Origin of the sequence: Mesorhizobium yinganensis, assembly GCF_040081985.1 — a bacterium.
Taxonomy (GTDB): domain Bacteria; phylum Pseudomonadota; class Alphaproteobacteria; order Rhizobiales; family Rhizobiaceae; genus Kumtagia; species Kumtagia yinganensis.
In genome coordinates, this window is sequence record NZ_JBEBMH010000001.1 from 492399 (window position 1) to 506655 (window position 14257).

17 protein-coding genes are annotated in these 14257 nt (G+C 64.3%); 4 read left to right on the forward strand and 13 right to left on the reverse strand.

From position 1 onward, the window contains the following. Positions 1 to 20: 20 nt before the first annotated feature. Positions 21 to 2492, reverse strand: coding sequence for a DNA topoisomerase (ATP-hydrolyzing) subunit B (gene gyrB / locus ABMA59_RS02350; protein ID WP_349003682.1), 2472 nt, complete (start codon positions 2490 to 2492; stop codon positions 21 to 23). 562 nt (positions 2493 to 3054) lie between these two features. On the opposite strand from gyrB, the gene ABMA59_RS02355 reads away from it, so the two are divergent. Continuing rightward, on the forward strand, positions 3055 to 4428 hold the full coding sequence (locus ABMA59_RS02355) for a cytochrome P450 (protein WP_349003683.1): 1374 nt from the start codon (positions 3055 to 3057) through the stop codon (positions 4426 to 4428). Positions 4429 to 4471: 43 nt separating this feature from the next. Here ABMA59_RS02355 and ABMA59_RS02360 read toward each other — a convergent pair whose 3' ends face one another. Together ABMA59_RS02360 and rsmI are read right to left on the reverse strand one after the other, a co-directional pair. Further along, a complete protein-coding gene (locus tag ABMA59_RS02360) occupies positions 4472 to 4849 on the reverse strand; it encodes a YraN family protein (protein ID WP_349003925.1) in 378 nt (125 codons plus the stop codon). A gap of 140 nt (positions 4850 to 4989) precedes the next feature. Further along, entirely contained in the window at positions 4990 to 5871 is an 882-nt protein-coding gene (gene rsmI, locus ABMA59_RS02365; RefSeq protein WP_349003926.1) for a 16S rRNA (cytidine(1402)-2'-O)-methyltransferase, read from the reverse strand. Positions 5872 to 6040: 169 nt separating this feature from the next. Here rsmI and ABMA59_RS02370 point away from each other — a divergent pair, with 169 nt between their 5' ends. Next, on the forward strand, positions 6041 to 6232 hold the full coding sequence (locus ABMA59_RS02370; RefSeq protein WP_349003684.1) for a hypothetical protein: 192 nt from the start codon (positions 6041 to 6043) through the stop codon (positions 6230 to 6232). Between the two features lie 62 nt (positions 6233 to 6294). On the opposite strand, the gene ABMA59_RS02375 is transcribed toward ABMA59_RS02370, so the two are convergent. From ABMA59_RS02375 to ABMA59_RS02410, 8 genes are all read right to left on the reverse strand, one after another. Beyond that, the gene (locus ABMA59_RS02375) at positions 6295 to 6723 is read right to left on the reverse strand and encodes an EamA family transporter (protein WP_349003685.1); all 429 of its coding nucleotides are present in this window, start codon (positions 6721 to 6723) and stop codon (positions 6295 to 6297) included. A 15-nt stretch (positions 6724 to 6738) separates the two neighbouring features. Then, positions 6739 to 7197 (reverse strand): hypothetical protein, encoded by a 459-nt coding sequence (locus tag ABMA59_RS02380; protein ID WP_349003686.1) that lies wholly within the window; start codon positions 7195 to 7197, stop codon positions 6739 to 6741. Beyond that, complete coding sequence (locus tag ABMA59_RS02385; protein ID WP_349003687.1) at positions 7176 to 7595, reverse strand: hypothetical protein; 420 nt, start codon at positions 7593 to 7595, stop codon at positions 7176 to 7178. Before ABMA59_RS02385 ends, ABMA59_RS02380 begins: the two co-directional genes overlap by 22 nt. Before the next feature lie 64 nt (positions 7596 to 7659). Beyond that, a complete protein-coding gene (gene hemW, locus ABMA59_RS02390) occupies positions 7660 to 8817 on the reverse strand; it encodes a radical SAM family heme chaperone HemW (RefSeq protein ID WP_349003688.1) in 1158 nt (385 codons plus the stop codon). 4 nt (positions 8818 to 8821) lie between these two features. Further along, positions 8822 to 9469 (reverse strand): RdgB/HAM1 family non-canonical purine NTP pyrophosphatase, encoded by a 648-nt coding sequence (rdgB, locus tag ABMA59_RS02395; RefSeq protein ID WP_349003689.1) that lies wholly within the window; start codon positions 9467 to 9469, stop codon positions 8822 to 8824. Next, positions 9469 to 9879, reverse strand: coding sequence for a VOC family protein (locus ABMA59_RS02400; protein WP_349003690.1), 411 nt, complete (start codon positions 9877 to 9879; stop codon positions 9469 to 9471). Before ABMA59_RS02400 ends, rdgB begins: the two co-directional genes overlap by 1 nt. 246 nt (positions 9880 to 10125) lie before the next feature. Beyond that, positions 10126 to 10842, reverse strand: coding sequence for a ribonuclease PH (rph, locus tag ABMA59_RS02405; RefSeq protein ID WP_349003691.1), 717 nt, complete (start codon positions 10840 to 10842; stop codon positions 10126 to 10128). A gap of 70 nt (positions 10843 to 10912) precedes the next feature. Next, positions 10913 to 11425 (reverse strand): GNAT family N-acetyltransferase, encoded by a 513-nt coding sequence (locus tag ABMA59_RS02410; protein ID WP_349003692.1) that lies wholly within the window; start codon positions 11423 to 11425, stop codon positions 10913 to 10915. A gap of 50 nt (positions 11426 to 11475) precedes the next feature. On the opposite strand from ABMA59_RS02410, the gene hrcA reads away from it, so the two are divergent. Together hrcA and ABMA59_RS02420 are read left to right on the forward strand one after the other, a co-directional pair. Beyond that, on the forward strand, positions 11476 to 12546 hold the full coding sequence (gene hrcA, locus ABMA59_RS02415; protein WP_349003693.1) for a heat-inducible transcriptional repressor HrcA: 1071 nt from the start codon (positions 11476 to 11478) through the stop codon (positions 12544 to 12546). 89 nt (positions 12547 to 12635) lie between these two features. Further along, a complete protein-coding gene (locus tag ABMA59_RS02420) occupies positions 12636 to 12821 on the forward strand; it encodes a hypothetical protein (RefSeq protein ID WP_349003694.1) in 186 nt (61 codons plus the stop codon). 41 nt (positions 12822 to 12862) lie between these two features. Here ABMA59_RS02420 and ABMA59_RS02425 read toward each other — a convergent pair whose 3' ends face one another. Together ABMA59_RS02425 and ABMA59_RS02430 are read right to left on the reverse strand one after the other, a co-directional pair. Then, positions 12863 to 13465 carry a YceI family protein gene (locus ABMA59_RS02425; protein ID WP_349003695.1) on the reverse strand — a complete coding sequence of 201 codons (603 nt, stop codon included), beginning with the start codon at positions 13463 to 13465 and terminating at the stop codon, positions 12863 to 12865. Continuing rightward, a complete protein-coding gene (locus tag ABMA59_RS02430; RefSeq protein WP_349003696.1) occupies positions 13458 to 14093 on the reverse strand; it encodes a cytochrome b in 636 nt (211 codons plus the stop codon). The genes ABMA59_RS02425 and ABMA59_RS02430 overlap by 8 nt, the downstream gene beginning before the upstream one ends. Positions 14094 to 14257 lie beyond the last annotated feature (164 nt).

Sequence of the window (14257 nt, forward strand, 5' to 3'; positions counted from 1 at the left end):
TCGTGGACGATACAGCCTGCTCAGACGTCCAGATTGGCGACGCTCAGCGCGTTCTCCTGGATGAAGTCGCGGCGCGGCTCGACCTCGTCGCCCATCAGCCGTGCAAACAGCGAGTCGGCGTCGGTGGCGTCATTCACCTGGACCTTCAACAGCGAGCGCACGTTCGGGTCGAGCGTGGTTTCCCAGAGCTGCTCGGCGTTCATCTCGCCAAGTCCCTTGTAGCGCTGCATGGTCAGGCCTTTACGGCCCGCGGCGAACACGGCGGTCAGCAGCGCCAGAGGCCCGGCGATCGTCTCCGAAGTCTCCTTGCGGCGCAGCACCGGCGGGACGTTGTAGACCTCGCCGAGGCGCGGGGCGTAGCGGTCGAGGGCGCGGGCGTCGGCCGAGTTGATCAGCGCCATGTCGAGCGCCACCACGTCCTTCACGCCACGCAATACGCGCTCGAAGACGTAGCCGCCGGAACCGTCGTTGGACACGGAGGTGCGGCCGCTCCAGCCGCGCTCCATGTCCTCGGCGATGGCGTCGAGCCGCCTGGCGACGATCTCCGCCATCGCGTTGGCGCGGCCGAGATCGTCGAAGATTTCCGGCTTCAGGGCTCCGGCGATCGCCGCCTGCTCGACCACGCGGCGGTCGTAGCGCGAGTGCAGGCCGTTGACCAGCGAGCGGACGGCGAGAGCGTCGTCGATCGCCGTGCGCAGGTCCTGGCCGGCGCGCGCCTCGCCCGAGCCCAGCGTCAGCGTGGCATCGTCGATGCCGGACTCGATCAGGAATTCCTCATAGGCGTTCTCGTCCTTGAGGTACTGGGCGCTCTTGCCGCGCGAGACCTTGTAGAGCGGCGGCTGGGCTATGTAGAGGTGGCCGCGCTCGATCAGTTCCGGCATCTGCCGGAAGAAGAAGGTGAGCAGCAGCGTGCGGATGTGAGCGCCGTCGACGTCGGCGTCCGTCATGATGATGATCTTGTGATAGCGCAGCTTGTCGGCGTTGAACTCGTCCTTGCCGATGCCGGTGCCGAGCGCCACGATCATCGTGCCGATCATTTCCGACGACAGCATGCGGTCGAGTTTCACGCGCTCGACGTTCAGGATTTTTCCGCGCAGCGGCAGGATCGCCTGGTTCTGGCGCGAGCGGCCGCCCTTGGCCGAGCCGCCAGCGGAATCACCCTCGACGATGAAGATCTCGGATTTTGCCGGGTCGCGCTCCTGGCAGTCGGCAAGCTTGCCGGGGAGGGAAGTGATGCCCAGCGTGCTCTTGCGGGTGATGTCGCGCGCTTTGCGCGCCGCCTCGCGGGCCGCCGCCGCCTGGATGACCTTGTCGATCACCACCTTGCCCTCGGCCGGATGCTCCTCCAGCCAGGTGCCGAGGGCCTCGTTGACCAGGCTTTCGACCACAGGGCGGACTTCCGACGAGACGAGCTTGTCCTTGGTCTGCGAGGAGAATTTCGGGTCGGGCACCTTGACCGAGAGCACCGCTGTCAGGCCCTCGCGGCAGTCGTCACCGATCAGCGCCACCTTTTCCTTCTTGGTGAGGCCGGAGCTTTCGCCATAACCTGTGACCTGCCGGGTCAGCGCGCCGCGAAAGCCGGCAAGGTGCGTGCCGCCGTCGCGCTGCGGGATGTTGTTGGTGAAGGCCAGCACGTTCTCGTGGTAGCTGTCGTTCCACCACATGGCGACCTCGACGGCGATGCCGTCGCGCTCGGCGCGGATGGCGATCGGCGTCGATATCAACGGCTTCTTGGCGCGGTCGAGATATTTGACGAACTCTTCCAGGCCGCCTTCGTAGAGCAGTTCGACCTGCTTCAAATCCGCGTGGCGCGCGTCGGTGAGCACGATGCGCACGCCGGAATTGAGGAAGGCGAGCTCGCGCAGGCGGTGCTCCAGCGTGCCGTAGTCGAACTCGACCATCGAGAAGGTCTCGGTCGACGGCATGAAGGTGATCTCGCTGCCGCTGCGGCCTTCATTGGTGCCGGGCATCTTGTTGGGTTCGTAGGTGCCGGTGACCTTCAGCGGCGCGTCGGCGTCGCCATGCGTAAAGCTCATTTCATGGATTTTGCCGTCGCGGCGGATTTTTAGCTTCAGCCAGACGGACAGCGCGTTGACAACGGAGACGCCGACGCCGTGCAGGCCGCCGGAGACCTTGTAGGAATTCTGGTCGAACTTTCCGCCGGCGTGCAGCTGGGTCATGATGACTTCGGCGGCCGAAATGCCTTCGCCGGTGTGGATGTCGGTCGGGATGCCGCGGCCATTGTCGATGACGGTGACCGAGCCGTCGGGGTTGAGCGTCACGGTGACCAGGTCGGCGTGGCCCGCCAGCGCCTCGTCGATGGCGTTGTCGACGACCTCGTAGACCATGTGGTGCAGGCCGGAGCCGTCGTCGGTGTCGCCGATATACATGCCCGGCCGTTTGCGGACTGCGTCGAGGCCCTTGAGGACCTTGATGGAATCCGCGCCATATTCGGCGCTGCCGCCGTTGCCGGTGTCTAGCTCGTCGCTCATGAAGTGCTTTCGTATGACTGAAACAAACAGGCGCTAATTGCCGCCGATTCGCGCCTCTTTTTTGACCATGTTGATATAGGCGTTTTTGCCGCGTTTTTCCAATCGCAGCGGCGGTCTTCCCGGCTATTCGCGACGATTGGCGCAGTTTGGCTGGGGGCGGGGCTGCGGGGACAGTTTACCTTTATCCCCTGACGCCAACTTGTCCCGAGCCGAGCCCTGCCGGGGATAAGAGTAATACCCGGTCCACCAGGAAATCCGAACTGGTGCGGAAGGTGCGCGGCCGAACCGACGCAAGTGCCGGGGACAGTTTACTTTTTTCGGCCCGCGCGACTTCTGGACTGCTGCGGCCTTTCTGCCGAAAGAAAGTAAACTGTCCCCTGCACTTCCCCTTTCGGCGTCGACCACGCGAGAACGGTTTTCGGGTTTCCGAGTGGACTGGGTAAAACTGTCCCCTGCGTGCAACCGTCCTCGTCGCCCCGGTCGGGCGATCGATTTTCCGCTGTGGTGTCGCATGCCGTCGGCGCCTATCTTATGTAAAAGTCCGCCCGGATCGATCTGACATATGGACACCTCGCCAGCCCCGTTCCGCCCGCCCGCGCCTGTGCCGCGCACGTCGCCGCCGTCGATGCTGGAGATGATCCGCATCATCTACCGCAATCCGCTCGAGCTTTGGGGCGAGCCTTCCTACAACCAGCCGTGGATATTGGTGAACGGCGTCGGCGGGCCCTTGATCGTCGCCAACGATCCCGGCCTGATCCGGCACGTGCTGGTCGATAACGCGAAAAACTACAAGCTCGCCACCGTGCGCCAGAAGGTGCTGCGGCCGATACTGCGCGACGGGCTGCTGACGGCGGAAGGGCAGGTGTGGAAGCGCTCGCGCAAGGCGATGGCGCCGGTGTTCACACCCCGCCACATCTTCGGATTCGCCGAGCCGATGCTCAGGCGGACCGAGGCCTTTGCAGAGCGCTACGAGGATGTCGACGACACCGTGGACATGGCCCACGAGATGACGCTGCTGACCTTCGACATCATGGCCGAAACCCTGTTCTCCAACGAAATAGCGGGCGAACCCGGCAGTTTCGGCGGCGAGATCGAGCGGCTGTTCGAGACCATGGGGCGGGTCGATCCGCTTGACATTCTTCGCGCGCCTGACTGGCTGCCGCGCTTCACGCATATCCGCGGGCGGCGGACGATGAAGTTCTTCCGGAAAATCGTCACCGACACGGTGGCGATGCGCATCGAGCGGATGAAGAGGACGCCGTACGACGTGCCGGAGGATTTTCTCACGCTTCTCCTTAACGCCGAGGGCAAGGACGGGCTGACCCGGCAGGAGGTGGAGGACAACATCATCACCTTCATCGGCGCCGGCCACGAGACGACCGCCCGCGCGCTGGGCTGGACGCTCTATTGCCTGGCCGAGGCGCCGTGGGAGCGCGCGCCGATCGAGGACGAGATCGACCGGGTGATGAAAAGCGAGCCCGACCCGGTGAGATGGCTGGACCTGATGCCGCTGACGCGATCAGCCTTCGAGGAGGCGATGCGGCTCTATCCGCCGGCGCCGTCGATCAACCGCGAGCCGATCGAGCCGGAAACCTTTGACACGTTGCAAATCCCGCGCGGCGCACAGGTGCTGGTGATGCCCTGGGTGGTGCACCGGCACAGGAAACTGTGGGACGATCCGAACGCCTTCCTGCCGTCGCGGTTCCATCCCGGCAACAGGGACAAGATCAACCGTTTCCAGTACTTGCCTTTCGGCGCAGGACCGCGGACCTGCATCGGCGCGACATTCGCCATGCAGGAGGCGGTCATCGCGCTCGCCGTGCTCTTGTCGCGCTTCCGCTTCGACACGGTGGCCGAGACGAAACCCTGGCCTGTGCAGAAGCTGACGACGCAGCCGCAGGGTGGGTTGCCGATGCGGGTGACGCGGCGGAAGTAACGCCACCCGCATGGATATGTGCAGCACGTTTTCGCGTCGCCGATCAGTTCCGCCCATGAAAAATGTTCTCGACATGCACGGGCCAGCGCCAGGGCAGGACTGCGACGAGGTCGAAGCGCATGGAGAGGCGGGCATGGTCGCGCTGGCGCGTCAGCCAGAGGTCGGCGGCGCCCTCGATGCGGCGTTCCGACGGATAGGAGATTGCTTCCATCGCCTGCATCAACGTAGCGCGTGCTTTCACCTCGACGATCAGCACGAGGTCGCCGCGCCGGGCGATCAGGTCGATCTCGCCGAGCGGCGTGCGGTAGCGGCGGGCGACGATGCGGAAACCCTTGGCCATGAGGGCGAGCGCGGCCAGCCATTCGCCGCGGTGGCCGCGGCGGTAGGCTTTTCGGCGGAAGAGTGTCTCATCCGGCTTCATTAGAGCCACGGATGTTCAAGTTTGACCGTCCTGCCGGGTCAATTTGACCCAAATCCTTCGGGCTTCGGCTCGGCCGTACCAACCGGTATGACCTGCGACGAACCCCTCGACCTTGTGTCGAATTGCCTCCGACAGGACGGTCAAACTTGAACATCCGAGGCTCTTGCCTTCAGGTCCATGAGGCGGCGGTAGAGGTCCGGCTTGCGGCCTCCGGTCATGCGCGCGGCTTCGGCCGCGGCTTTCGAGGCCGGCATCTCGGCTGCGAGCGACAGCAGCAGGCGGTCAATGTCGCCGGCATCGAGCGGCGTTTCGGCGACGGGCGGGCCGACAGAGACGACGATCTCGCCCTTCGGGGTGTCGGCGGCCGCATAGTGTTCCGCCAGGCCGGCAAGGGTGCCGGTGCGCATTTCCTCGAAGGTCTTGGTCAGTTCACGGCCGACGGCGGCGTTGCGCGCTCCGTAGACGTCGACCATGGCGGCGAGCGTGTCGGCGACCCGGCGCGGGGATTCGAAGAAGACGAGCGTCGCCGGAACGGCTTTCAATTCTTCCAGCCGGGAGCGGCGTTGCCCGTCCTTCACCGGCAGAAATCCGGCGAACAGGAACGTGTCCGAGGGCAGGCCGGAGGCTGTCAGAGCCGCGAGCACGGCCGACGGGCCGGGGATCGGCACGACCCGGATGCCGGCGGCGAGCGCCTTTTCCACCAGCCTGAAGCCGGGATCGGAGACCAGCGGCGTGCCGGCGTCGGAAACCAGGGCGACGCTCTTTCCCGCGCCCAAAGCCTCGATCAGTTTCGGACCGGCCTCGGCGGCATTGTGCTCGTGATAGGGGGTAGGCCGCTGGCGGATGCCGTAGCGGTCGAGCAGCACACGGGTGACGCGCGTGTCCTCGCAGGCCAGCACGTCGGCGGCGGCCAGCGTTTCCAGCGCGCGCAAGGTAATGTCGCCGAGATTGCCGATGGGCGTGGCGACAAGATAGAGCGCCGGCTCCAGCGGACGCGCGGCAATTTCCACCTGTCCGACCATGAAGGCGGGGATTTTAACGGTGTCTTTCACGGGGCTGAAACTCGCATATGCGCCTTGTGCCACGCGCGCTGTGGGCAGCGCAAAGCAGATTATTCAGCCGCCGCAATTTTACCTTTGTTTCGGAACGATATCACTGCCCGCCCGTTGATCGGGGCTCGAGGAGGAGCTCATGGAATCACTTCAGATACAGGACGCTTTTGCGCCCTATTACGTCGATCGCCCCGCCAAATCCGACAAGGCCGCCAAGCGTCGGGAAACGACCGCTGTCAAGGGTCACCCATCCGACATCAGGGCAAGGCTGGAGGCATGCCGCAACAAGCTCGCTCGCGCCATCGCAGCGGCGGAAGCGGAAAGGCACTGACCGCGATGCCGGCACGTTTCGACGTGTTCGTGGGCCGGATCGCCGGCGCATCGCAGAACCGTTCAGGCGCGGTAGGCGACCAGAACCGTTCCCCCCGCGATAAGAACGACGCCAAGCCAGTTCGCAAGGCTCAGCCGCTCGCCAAGAAAGGCGGCGGCAAAGACCGCGACCAGGACCACGCTCAGCTTGTCTAGCGGCGCGACCCTCGCCGCATCTCCCAGCTTCAGCGCGCGAAAATAGCAGAGCCAGGATGCGCCGGTGGCCAGGCCGGACAGGATGAGGAACATCCATGTGCGGCCGCCGATCGATGCGGGCGGCTGCCACTGGCCGGTCACAGCGACGATCGCGGCTACAACAGCCATGATCACCACTGTCCGGATCAGCGTGGCGAAGTCCGGATTGATGGCGCTGACGCCGACTTTCGCGAAAATCGCGGTGAGGGCGGCGAAGGCAGCCGAGAGGATTGCCCAGAACTGCCAGGACGTGGTCATGACCGCTTGATCTAATTATGCGGCCAGCGACCTTGCACGCTTAAGTGTAGCGGCATTGGCACGCGGTGCAGTTTTTGACGGCTTCAGCTTCCTGTCTATCTTGTAAACAAATCCTTCAACGATATAGCCATCATCAAAAGCTATGCCGACAATCCGGGTGGGATGGGGAGTGATTTGGCGAGGACCGTATGACTCGGGAATCCTGTTCACAAAATGGTTCGACGTGTTGGTGATCCTGAGATTACCAAGCGATAAGGGCGATTCTATCGCAGTGAGAAGCGTATCGACAAACCGGATAACAGTCGTCGGCCCGTAAGTCTGCACGTCGGGCGATGCTATATAAAGCTGCCAGTCAAACGTTTCTCGCAGGCTCAACCAGCCAGCAAATGCAACCGGTATTCCTGTTCGTTCCAAGGCCTCGATCAATTCACGCCCTGCGGCGAAATCCGGCCCTACCAGTGGCGTCTTATCCATGGGAGCACTCCTGTTCCGCGTCGTGCAACTGCGTTCATCATACTTGTCGCTTCCAATTGGGTCCAAGTTAAATACCGCGAATGGACGTTCCATTCCTGTACGGTAGCCCAATTTTCCCGAAATCCAACGGAGGCCGCCTCTTCGGCCGCGAGCGCCGCCTGAAGTCCGGAGAGCCTGATTAGCGCCGTCAGCACATGGCCGTTCCTGTAGAAGTCGTCTACCAACTGCTTCTCCGGTACATCGTTCTTCCGGAACAGTGTCGCTATCTTTGCCTTGATCGCGCACTCAACCGCAAGGCCGGAAATGTGGTAGGCAACACTGTACTGGTTATTCGCCAACAGAACGGATGCACTCCGCTCGAAGTCACGCGACCGCACTTTCCATTGGTTTCTGTTCATCTCCGCCCCCGGACGAAATCTAGCGTCGACGACAGAAGTTGCAACTGCGGTATTCTATTGCAGATTACCGCGCCAAATCGGCCACCACGGCGTTCAGCACGACCATCCCCGCAGGCGTGGCGCGCAGGCGGGAGTTGCCGATCGAGGCGACGAGGCCTTCGCCCTGCAGGATCGAAAGGCGCTCGGGCGAGAGTTCACGCCCGGACAGCCGTTCGTATCGATCGAGGTCGATGCCTTCCGACAGGCGCAGTCCCATGAGCAAAAACTCGTCGGCTTCCTCCGAGCGGTTAAGGATCTCGCCGTCGACGACGCCATGGCCCTTGGCTTCGACCAGGTTGAGCCAGGTTTCCGGGGTCTTCTCGGTCACCGTGACGACGCGGCGGTCGTGCTCGACGAAACGGCCATGGGCGCCGGGGCCGATGCCGGCATATTCGCCATAGCGCCAATAGGTGAGGTTGTGGCGGCTTTCCGCGCCGGGCCTTGCGTGGTTGGAGATTTCGTAGGCGGGCAGGCCGCGCGCCGCAGTCACCTGCTGCGTCAGGTCGTAGAGGTCGGCGGCCAGATCCATGTCGGGCATCGCGATCTTGCCGGCGGCGTGCAGCGCGTGGAAGCGCGTGCCTTCCTCGATGGTGAGCTGGTAGAGCGACAGGTGATCGGCGGCGTAGCCGATCGCTTCGTCGAGTTCCGCCTCCCATGCATCGAGCGTCTGGCCGGGGCGGGCATAGATCAGGTCGAAGGAGAGGCGGGGGAAGATGTCGCGGGCCAGCCCGATCGCCTTCAGCGCTTCCTCGACATTGTGCAGGCGACCGAGAAAGCGCAGGTCGGCTTCGTTCAGCGCCTGCACCCCGAGCGAGACGCGGTTGACGCCTGCCGCCCGGTAGCCGCGGAAGCGATCGGCTTCGACGGAGGAGGGATTGGCCTCCAGCGTGATCTCGATATCGGCCGGCACCGTCCAGTGCCGCGCGATCGCGTCGAGAACGGCGCCGACCGTCTCGGGCTGCATCAGCGACGGCGTGCCGCCTCCGAGAAAAATGCTGGTGACGGTGCGCGGGCCGGTGCGCTCGCGCGTCGTCGCCATCTCGCGGTCGAAGGCGGCTGCGAAGCGAGGCTGGTCGACCGGCTGGTGGCGGACATGGCTGTTGAAGTCGCAATAGGGGCATTTGGCCGCGCAGAACGGCCAATGGACGTAGACGCCGAATCCCGGATCGCTGGCCCCGATCATCGGATCACGCCGAGCCCAGTTTCGCCCGCGCGAATTTCTGGAAGGCGCGGGCGCGGTGCGAAAGGGCGTCGGCCTGGCCCGGTTTCCAGCCGTGCTTTTCCTCGGCGCTCATCTCGCCGAAGGTGCGCTCGTGGCCGTTGGGGACGAAGACGGGGTCGTAGCCAAAGCCTTTGTCGCCGCGCGGCGGCCAGACGAGATGGCCCTCGGCTTCGCCGCGAAAATACTCGGCTTCGCCATCCGGCCAGGCGAGGCAGATGACGGCGACGAAGCGTCCTGTGCGTTGTGCCGGCTCCGTCGCGCCGACTTCCTGCATGGCGACTTCGGCGCGCTGCATAGCGAGGTTGAAGTCGCGGCCGCCGTCGGGCGTCTCGGCCCAGTTGGCGGTGTAGATGCCGGGCTGGCCGCCGAGCGCGTCGATGCACAGGCCGGAATCGTCGGACAGGGCTGGCAGGCCGGTCGCCTTGGCTGCCGCGAGCGCCTTGATGTAGGCGTTCTCCTCGAAGGTCGTGCCGGTCTCGTCGGGCTCGGGCAGGCCGAAATCCTTGGCCGAGCGCGCCTCGATGCCGAAGGGCGCCATCAGGTCGGCGAATTCGCGTAGCTTGCCGCCGTTGTGGCTGGCGACGACCAGTTTTTTCTCGGCTAGTGGCCGCATCAAAGACCCCAGATCCTCGGCTCGGCGAATTCGATGGAATTGCCGGACGGATCGCGAAAATAGATCGAGCGGCCGCCATTCGGCCATTCGAAATCGGCCTCGATGGCGATTCCGAGCGTTGTGAGCCGGGTTTTCCACTGCTCAATTTCGTCCGCGGTGGCGGCGAAGCAGAGATGGCCCTGGCCGACCGCTCCGTGTGGCGGTACTGGCAGCCTCGCAGCCGGCGCCGGTGGGATTTTGGTCGCTTCGGCGTTGAAGAGCAGCAGCACGCCCTGGCCGCAACGGAAGAAGACGTGCCGACCTTCGACGCGGGTGATGAGGGAGAGGCCGAGCACGTCGCGGTAGAATGTTTCCGCCGCATCGAGATCGGTCACATAGAGCGCGGATTCGAGGATGGCGGAGGGGGTCATCTCTCTGCGACCCTTCCTGATTGAATCGCGTTCGGCCAGCACCCCTCATCCGACCTCGCTTCGCTCGGCCACCTTCTCCCACAAGGGGAGAAGGTGAAGCGTTGCCTTTCCGTCTCGGCAAATCTCCAACGCTGGCGATTGGCGGCGAGGTCGGCGCGAAACTCCACCTTCTCCCCCTGTGGGAGAAGGTGGCCGAGCGAAGCGAGGTCGGATGAGGGGTGTTGGCCGAACACAAACGTCTCCGAACTATGCCACCGCCATCTGCTGCAAATTCACCAGCCGCGAAATGCCTTTGCGGGCGAGTGCCATCAGCGCTGCGAACTCTTCCTCGGAGAAGGGCGCGCCTTCGGCCGTGCCCTGGATCTCGACGATGCCGCCCTTGCCGGTCATGACGAAATTGGCGTCGGTGCCGGCGGCGGAATCCTCGACATAGTCGAGGTCGAGGACCGGCTGGCCGTCGTGGATGCCGCACGAGATGGCGGCGACGTGATCCTTGAGCACCTTGGAGACAGTCGTCATCTGCCGCGTCTCCATCCAGCGCAGGCAGTCGTGCAGGGCTACCCAGCCGCCGGTGATGGAGGCCGTGCGCGTGCCACCGTCGGCCTGGATGACGTCGCAGTCCACCGTGATCTGCATTTCGCCCAGCGCCTGCAGATCGACCACTGCGCGCAGCGAACGGCCGATCAGCCGCTGGATTTCCAGCGTGCGTCCGCCCTGCTTGCCGGTCGAAGCCTCGCGGCGTGTGCGCTCGCCGGTGGCGCGCGGCAGCATGCCATATTCGGCCGTCACCCAGCCTCGGCCGGTGTTGCGCATCCAGCCCGGCACCTTTTCTTCCAGGCTCGCGGTGCACAGCACATGCGTATCGCCGAACTTGACAAGGCACGAGCCTTCGGCATGCTTGGAGACGTTGCGCTCGAAAGAAATCGCGCGCATTTCGTCGGGCTGTCTCTTGGACGGACGCATCAAGGCTCCTGCGGTTCAAATCGTGGCGGGCTTTTAGACCCGCCGGCAGGGGAGCGCAAAGGAAAAGCGGTCAGGGCAGACGCTCGAACTTCAACACCCTGTCGCCCTTGTATTCGATCTCGCCATAGTGGCCGTAGCCGAGTTTTCGCGCCACGCCGATGGACGCGGCATTGTCGGGATCGATGATGCACACGGTGCGCCCTGCGCCGCGACTGGCGTCGAACCAGCGATGGGCGGCGTGCGCCGCTTCGGTGGCGAAACCCTTGCCCTGTGCGTGTCCGGCGAAAACCCAGGCTGCCTCCGGAAAGGGATCGAAATCGTTGCCGAGATCGCGATGGAAGTCGGCAAGGCCGGTGTCGCCGAGATAGCGGCCGGTCTGCCTGTCGACGACGGCGAAGACGCCATGGCCGAGGGCCGTCCAATGGCCGATGTTGCGCAGAAGCTTGTTCCAGACGTCCTGCCTGCTCGCATGAGCACCATGGGTGATGAACTGCATGACCTCGGCGTCGTTGCTGACGGCGAGCAATTCGTCGAAGTCATCCAGGATGTGGGGACGAAGGATGAGGCGTTCGGTCTCGATCATCGGGTTCCGCTTGTCACGTGGGCCACGCTGTTTATATCTTTCACAAGGATATGAACACGCCGATCAAAGACCCGACCCTGCAATCACTCGACGCCCGTTCGCGCGACATTTTCCGGCGCATCGTCGATTCCTACCTGCTCGACGGCGAGCCGGTCGGTTCGCGCAACCTGTCGCGCATGCTGCCGGCGAGCCTGTCGCCCGCCACGGTGCGCAACGTGATGAGCGATTTGGAGCAACTCGGGCTGATCTATGCACCGCATATTTCGGCCGGCCGGCTGCCGACGCAAAAGGGACTACGCTTTTTCGTCGACGCCTTCCTCGAACTCGGCGACCTGACGGAAGAAGAACGCCGCTCGATCGACACGCAGATCAAGGCGTCGGGGCAGGGGGTGTCGGTCGAGCAGATGCTGACGGAGGCGAGCCAGCTTCTTTCGGGCGCCTCGCGCGGCGCGGGCCTGGTGCTGGCGGCAAAAAGCGAGGTGCCGCTGAAGCATATCGAATTCATCCAGCTCGAGCCGCAGCGGGCGCTGGCGGTGCTGGTGTCGCAGAACGGCGACGTCGAGAACCGGGTGATCGAGCTGCCGGCCGGCGTGACGGCTTCGCAATTGCAGGAGGCGTCGAATTTCCTCAACGCCCATATACGCGGCCGCACGCTGGCGGAGGCGCGCACCGAGATCGCTCGAGTCCAGCAGGAGACCAAGGCGGCGTTGGACACGCTGTCGCAGCAACTGGTGGAGAAGGGGTTGGCTGTCTGGGCCGGTGCCGAAAGCGGCCTGCCGGCCCGGCTGATCGTGCGCGGCCGCGCCAACCTGCTGGAGAATGTGACGGCGCAGGCCGACCTGGATTTGCTGCGTCACCTGTTCGATGACATGGAGACGCAGGACGGCATGATCCAGTTGCTCGACCTGGCCGAAGCGGGGTCGGGCGTGCGGATCTTCATCGGCTCGGAGAACAAGCTGTTTTCGCTGTCCGGCTCGTCGCTGGTCGTCGCGCCCTATCGCGACAAGGATGCGCGAGTCGTCGGCGCCCTTGGCGTCATCGGCCCGACGCGGCTGAATTATGCCCGCATCGTGCCGATGGTGGATTATACGGCGCAGTTGATTTCAAGGATGCTGCGGTAGGCCGCGTCGACGCGCTCAATCAGAACGTGGCCGAGCCGCCTGATCCGGTATAGGCTGCGCGATACGAGCAGGCGAGGCGGGAGGCAGTCATGGCCCTGGAACAGATCAAGGCGCAGATCGCGCTTTTGCTGGAAGAGATGGTCAGCCGGCCCGAGGACGCGCATGAAGTGCACGAGCAGGTGCGCGAAAAGCTCGCCGAACTCCGGGCCATGGGCATGCCTCTGCCGCAGGATCTGGTCGAACTGGAGCAGATGCTGGACCAGGCCGGGTACTGAGCGTTTCGCGAGCGGCTTTCGAAGCGAATCCGGGTTTGCAGTTACTTCCGCGTCCCGTTCAGCGTCATGTCGAACTGCACGACGTTGGAATAGACCGGCGTGCCGACATCCATGCCGTAGGGCGAGCGGTAGATCGAGCCGGTAACGCGGAAGGAGATGGCCTTGCCGTTGCGTTTGCCCACCGTCGCCTCGAACTGCGCCTTTCGCGATTTGCCGCGCGCCGTCAGCACGCCGTCGATGCGCGCTTCGTCGTCGCTTATCCTGGTGACCGAGGTCGAGCGGAAGGTGATTTCGGGATGGTTGGCCACATCGAACACCGCGTCGGAGCGCAGGAAGTCGGTGATGCGGGCCTGCTGGGCCGCAACGCTCTTGGCGTACAGCGTGATCGAAACGTTGGATTTCGAGACGTTGTTGCCGTCGATTTTGAAGGAGCCGCTGTAGGAGCCGAAGCTGCCGTTGATGCCGCCGCCGCCGACCTGGTCGACCTTGAAGTTGATCTTGGAGGAAGAATCGATGCGGTAGTTGCCGGCTGCTTCCGACAGCGCGTCGGCGGAGGCGGGTGCGGGCAGAAGAAAGAGGCTCGCGGCCATGGCCAGTGCGGCAGCGCTGCCGGCGCTGGCAGGCTTGGGGAAATGGTCAAACATCGTCGTTGGTCTCCAGGGTGACGCGATGCGTCGCCGGCCGTGCCGCCCGGCCGGGCAGCATGCGGACAAGCACGTCGTCGCGTAAGAGGAAGTGATGGCGCAGCGCCGCGGCCGCGTGGCCGAGGGCGAGCAGGCCGGCGCCGTAGGCCAGCAATTCATGCGCCTCGCCCCAAAAAGCCTCGGCCGCGTCGGACGGCGTCAGCGGCAGATGCGGCACGACAACGAGGTTGAAGGCGAAGCTCGGAATGCCGAGCGTCGAAGTGGAGGCCAGCGCCCAGCCGGCCAAAGGGACCGCGATGGTGGCGGCGAGCAGGATCCATTGCACGGTTTCCGCCGCGGCCCGCTCGAGGCCGGACAAGGCGGCAGACTGCGGCGGACGGCCGGCGGCAAGCCGCCAGACCAGCCGCAGCAGCGCCAGCGCCAGGATCAGGAAACCGAAGGATTTGTGCCATTGGATGAGTTCGAACTGGAGAGCCAGGCTTTTGACCTGCTCCATCGAAAAACCGAAGACGATCTGGCTAAGAAACAGCAGCGCGATCGTCCAATGCAGGATAATCGCGACGAGACCATAGGTATTCTGGCGATAACGCGGCATGGTCTTCCGGGCGCTGGCTGCGATCAGGCTCATCCGACACTAACGCACCATGCCGCATGCGTCTTCCGAGGGATCACTATCCCGCGGTCACGAGATCGGGAACGGTGAGGCGGACGGAGCGCTCGGCGAACGCGTCGCTCGAAAACACGGCAAGGGTTCGAGAGGCTCTGGCCCGGAGCGCAACGGAGGCTGCGCCA

What these genes read in the sequence shown, in the direction of transcription:
- ABMA59_RS02380 (WP_349003686.1), bottom strand. Translation starts at nt 7,197, where the DNA reads ATGGATAAGACGCCACTGGTAGGGCCGGATTTCGCCGCAGGGCGTGAA.
- rph (WP_349003691.1), bottom strand. Translation starts at nt 10,842, where the DNA reads ATGCGTCCGTCCAAGAGACAGCCCGACGAAATGCGCGCGATTTCTTTC.
- ABMA59_RS02360 (WP_349003925.1), bottom strand. Translation starts at nt 4,849, where the DNA reads ATGAAGCCGGATGAGACACTCTTCCGCCGAAAAGCCTACCGCCGCGGC.
- ABMA59_RS02425 (WP_349003695.1), bottom strand. Translation starts at nt 13,465, where the DNA reads ATGTTTGACCATTTCCCCAAGCCTGCCAGCGCCGGCAGCGCTGCCGCA.
- ABMA59_RS02375 (WP_349003685.1), bottom strand. Translation starts at nt 6,723, where the DNA reads ATGACCACGTCCTGGCAGTTCTGGGCAATCCTCTCGGCTGCCTTCGCC.
- ABMA59_RS02385 (WP_349003687.1), bottom strand. Translation starts at nt 7,595, where the DNA reads ATGAACAGAAACCAATGGAAAGTGCGGTCGCGTGACTTCGAGCGGAGT.
- rsmI (WP_349003926.1), bottom strand. Translation starts at nt 5,871, where the DNA reads ATGGTCGGACAGGTGGAAATTGCCGCGCGTCCGCTGGAGCCGGCGCTC.
- ABMA59_RS02410 (WP_349003692.1), bottom strand. Translation starts at nt 11,425, where the DNA reads ATGATCGAGACCGAACGCCTCATCCTTCGTCCCCACATCCTGGATGAC.
- ABMA59_RS02400 (WP_349003690.1), bottom strand. Translation starts at nt 9,879, where the DNA reads ATGACCCCCTCCGCCATCCTCGAATCCGCGCTCTATGTGACCGATCTC.
- ABMA59_RS02370 (WP_349003684.1), top strand. Translation starts at nt 6,041, where the DNA reads ATGGAATCACTTCAGATACAGGACGCTTTTGCGCCCTATTACGTCGAT.
- ABMA59_RS02420 (WP_349003694.1), top strand. Translation starts at nt 12,636, where the DNA reads ATGGCCCTGGAACAGATCAAGGCGCAGATCGCGCTTTTGCTGGAAGAG.
- ABMA59_RS02355 (WP_349003683.1), top strand. Translation starts at nt 3,055, where the DNA reads ATGGACACCTCGCCAGCCCCGTTCCGCCCGCCCGCGCCTGTGCCGCGC.
- ABMA59_RS02430 (WP_349003696.1), bottom strand. Translation starts at nt 14,093, where the DNA reads ATGAGCCTGATCGCAGCCAGCGCCCGGAAGACCATGCCGCGTTATCGC.
- rdgB (WP_349003689.1), bottom strand. Translation starts at nt 9,469, where the DNA reads ATGCGGCCACTAGCCGAGAAAAAACTGGTCGTCGCCAGCCACAACGGC.
- hrcA (WP_349003693.1), top strand. Translation starts at nt 11,476, where the DNA reads ATGAACACGCCGATCAAAGACCCGACCCTGCAATCACTCGACGCCCGT.
- hemW (WP_349003688.1), bottom strand. Translation starts at nt 8,817, where the DNA reads ATGATCGGGGCCAGCGATCCGGGATTCGGCGTCTACGTCCATTGGCCG.
- gyrB (WP_349003682.1), bottom strand. Translation starts at nt 2,492, where the DNA reads ATGAGCGACGAGCTAGACACCGGCAACGGCGGCAGCGCCGAATATGGC.